The sequence below is a fragment of the Lactococcus cremoris subsp. cremoris NBRC 100676 genome (genome assembly GCF_001591705.1).
GTDB classification, from domain to species: Bacteria; Bacillota; Bacilli; order Lactobacillales; family Streptococcaceae; genus Lactococcus; species Lactococcus cremoris.
Window position 1 is genome coordinate 1 of sequence record NZ_BCVK01000096.1, and the last position, 3,424, is coordinate 3,424.

At 33.6% G+C, this 3,424-nt stretch carries 3 protein-coding genes and 1 pseudogene; all 4 read right to left on the minus strand.

Annotation, left to right across the window (positions count from 1 at the left end; all coding sequences use genetic code 11):
- A pseudogene (locus LLA01S_RS11710) lies at window positions 1-476 on the minus strand (IS982-like element IS982B family transposase); the annotation flags it as partial.
- Window positions 477-734: 258 nt separating this feature from the next.
- Window positions 735-1,622 carry a LysR family transcriptional regulator gene (locus LLA01S_RS11715; protein WP_011675836.1) on the minus strand — a complete coding sequence of 296 codons (888 nt, stop codon included), beginning with the start codon at window positions 1,620-1,622 and terminating at the stop codon, window positions 735-737.
- A gap of 359 nt (window positions 1,623-1,981) precedes the next feature.
- Entirely contained in the window at window positions 1,982-2,644 is a 663-nt protein-coding gene (locus LLA01S_RS11720; protein WP_061778353.1) for an ABC transporter ATP-binding protein, read from the minus strand.
- Window positions 2,645-2,751: 107 nt separating this feature from the next.
- Window positions 2,752-3,424: FtsX-like permease family protein (locus tag LLA01S_RS11725; RefSeq protein ID WP_081106901.1), on the minus strand; the 673-nt coding region annotated here is incomplete at its 5' end.

Here is a 3,424-nt window from a genome sequence, read left to right on the forward strand (position 1 = left end):
TCTGATTCACTGACTAAAGCATGACATTTACATCCATAGAAGTACTGTCCCTTTGTAGCATTGTAGCCAACATTTGCATAATCTCCAAGAACTTTGCTTTTGAAATTACGAATAGGCTGACACAAAGGAATGGGGAAGCTGTCAATAATGGATACACTCATTCCTTCAACCTCTTTAAAGACGAGTGCTTGGCGAATGACTTGGATACTCGGTAAGAGGGCATTACAACGGCGGACAAAGCGATAATATTCTAGGAAATTAGGAAATAAACTTTGAGCAAGTTGGTGCTTAGCTTTAAGCGTTTCACTAAAATGCAGTACGCCCCATAGGTAACAAGCGATAACTAAGCAATCTGATGTTGCGAGATGGACGTTCTTTCGGTTTTGAACCTCAAGGGGAACCCTCGTTTGATAAAGCGTCTCAATGGTTGTCAGTAAATAAACAAAAACTTTTGGAAGTGTGCTATTATAAGTCATATAAGTCGTGCGCTTTCTAATGCTTAGTGGTTTAAGATTAGGATAGCACGACTTATTTATTTTCCAATGAAATTAACTAGCAATTCGGGTATTATAATATAGTTTCCTTATATTTTTCTTTGACTGGACAAAATCATTTGCTTCATAAAAGAGACAAATAATACTCTAATTATAACATTTCCTGATATTTTTTGGTATCGCTTGCCTATTTTTATTAATTCAAAAAAGCATCATATTAATGATGTTTTTTTCTACAATTTATTTTAAAGTTTTCAATATTTCTAAAAAGTTTTTTTCACTTTCAGAAAGAATAGCTATTTTTTGATAAGCATAATTGATATGGAAGTATTGTTTGTCCGCTTCAATAAGTGGAATTTTGACCAGATGTTTGAAATCTTCTGATAGTCCAATATCTGCCATAAGACTAATTCCTAAATTTTTTCTCACCAGTTCTTTTATCGTATGAGCATCATCAAGTTTCAAGACAGCATTCGCCGAATGGTTATATTTCTCGTTTAATAAATTAAAAGCAGTAAAATGAATATTATGTTCGCCCAACAAGATAAAATCTTCATTAAGTAAATCTTTAAAGGCAAGTTCTTTCTTGCTCGCTAATGGATGGTGGTCAGACATGATAATGAAAAATTCTTTTTGAAAAAGTTCTTCAATTTCTAGTTCTGGATGTTTAATTTTCTCTAAACTTCCTAGTAAGCTTGAATCTATTTCACCATTTAAAAGCTGACTCAGTAATTCGTTTGAACCGCCATAAATCATATGTAAGGCATTTAAAAAGTTTAAACTTTCTTCTTCTTTTAATATCTTTGATAATAGATAGGAACTTATTATTGGAGGAAAACCAACTTTAAAGTCCTTCATACTAGAACGATGGATTGCTTTTTTAGTATGATTTAGTTCTGAGAGAATTTCATTTGTCCTCATCGCCAAAAGGTCACCTTCTGGCGTCAAGTCAACCACCTGATGTGAGGAATCTTTATAAAACAAGTCACAATCGTAATAACTTTCCAGCCTTTTAATGGCATAAGAAATGGTGGGTTGACTTACTCTAAAATATTTGGCGACATTAGTGAAAGATCGTAATTTGGACAATTGGTAAAAATACTCAAGATCTCTTAAATTTAAATTCATAGTTATGCTCCTAAAAAATATTTTAACATAAATTTATCATTATTCTTGGCTTCATAAGTAATATTTATCAACTCTTTTGGATTTGAATATAAGAAAAGCCATCTTAAAGGATAGTCACCTAAGTGATGATTCTTATCAACAAACTCTTTGGTATAATCGCTTTTGGTGGTGAAACAGCGAATCTTGCGTTTTTCTTCATTTCTAACCTAGTGGAAATAACTGCTTTGCTACAAATGTCTTACCGAATTTTGAGCATTTATTTTCATCCTCGGTAGAGTCCTCATTCGCTTCTTTGCTTAATAGATAAATCTAATAAGTACAATAAAAAAACCCGTTACTCTAATTGTAACGGGTTTTTTCTAAGCTGTTTTTTCAAATTTACGATGTTTTAATGTATAAACTATATCTGAGGCTTTAGCCACCTCATTTTCGTGAGTTACAAGGATCACAATTTTATTATCTGTATGAGCAATTTCTTTAAAAAGTTCAACGATTTGTGCCGTTGTTTCTTCATCAAGATTCCCTGTTGGTTCATCAGCAATAATGATATCATGGTTTAAAACCAAAGCTCTAGCAATGGCTACCCTTTGTTGTTGTCCTCCTGATAATTTACTGACAGGTTTATAAATCAAATCTGGGGTCAACTCCACTTTATTAAGGGCTTCTTCAATGGCCACTTTCTCATTCTCAAATTTTACTGACGAGATTTTTACGGCTGTTTTAACATTGTCATAAGCACTCATGTAAGTCAATAAATTATAAGCTTGAAAAACAGTACTTACTGTTTTCTTACGATAATTTGTTAAATTACTTGATTTGATTGGCTTATCATTGTAAGACATTGTCCCAGATTTGAGAGTATCAAGACCGGCAAGCAAGGAAAGAAAAGTTGTCTTTCCCGAACCTGATTGACCGAGAATGGCATACATTGTTCCTTTTTCAAAACTTTCGGTTACATCTTTAAATAAATAATCATCGGGATTGCTATAATAATAAGTTAAATTCTCAACTTTTAGAGTCATATTTGCTCCTCTCATCTTTTAAAATTTACTGACAAAATGTAACAACTATTTTTTTGCTAAAAATGAAAGCTGTCAGTAAATAATTTGACTGTTTCTTCTTTTAAATATCAATTCGTTAACACTTGTTTTGGATTCAATCTTAAAATTCCAATACTTGCCAAACCAACAGCTATCAGTGTAATTAGAATTGCAATTGCAACAAGCAATAGAATTTCAGTAGCCGATGTCTTAATATTCAATTTTTCAAGCGCTTTTGCTTCAGAACTTGATTGTCCGAAGCCGAAGGCTCCGCCTGCACGTCCCACAAATCCACCTGCATTTCCTGATGGTCTTTGACCTTGAGTTCTCGTGCCATTTTCACCTGGTGCCCCTGCGTTGGTTATCGTCGTTGTTTGAGTTGTTTCTTGTTTCAAAAGTTGTTGTCCAACGACATTGCCGACAACATTTCCGGCTGCTGAAGCAATTCCGACAGAAACTATCATGACCATAAAGAGTTCAAAGAAAAATTGTCCAATAATCTTAATTTTAGATTCTCCAAGGCTCATCAACACACCAATTTCAAAGCGACGTTCACGAACCATGAGCATGACGATGAGTGCCAAGATTATAGCACCAGCAATAGCCACAATAAGAACAATATTTCTAGCAAAGCTTGCCACATTATTCAATGATGATTTTACATTTTGGTAAGCTTGATCGTTTTTAGAAACTTGGAAATTACTGTCATTAACTAATTTATTAGCAGCTTTTACAAAAGTATCTGCTTGTGCGGGATTTTCC

Bases quoted from the DNA above. Each gene is read 5' to 3' on its own strand.
- LLA01S_RS11720 (WP_061778353.1), bottom strand. From the start codon at position 2,644: ATGACTCTAAAAGTTGAGAATTTAACTTATTATTATAGCAATCCCGAT.
- LLA01S_RS11715 (WP_011675836.1), bottom strand. From the start codon at position 1,622: ATGAATTTAAATTTAAGAGATCTTGAGTATTTTTACCAATTGTCCAAA.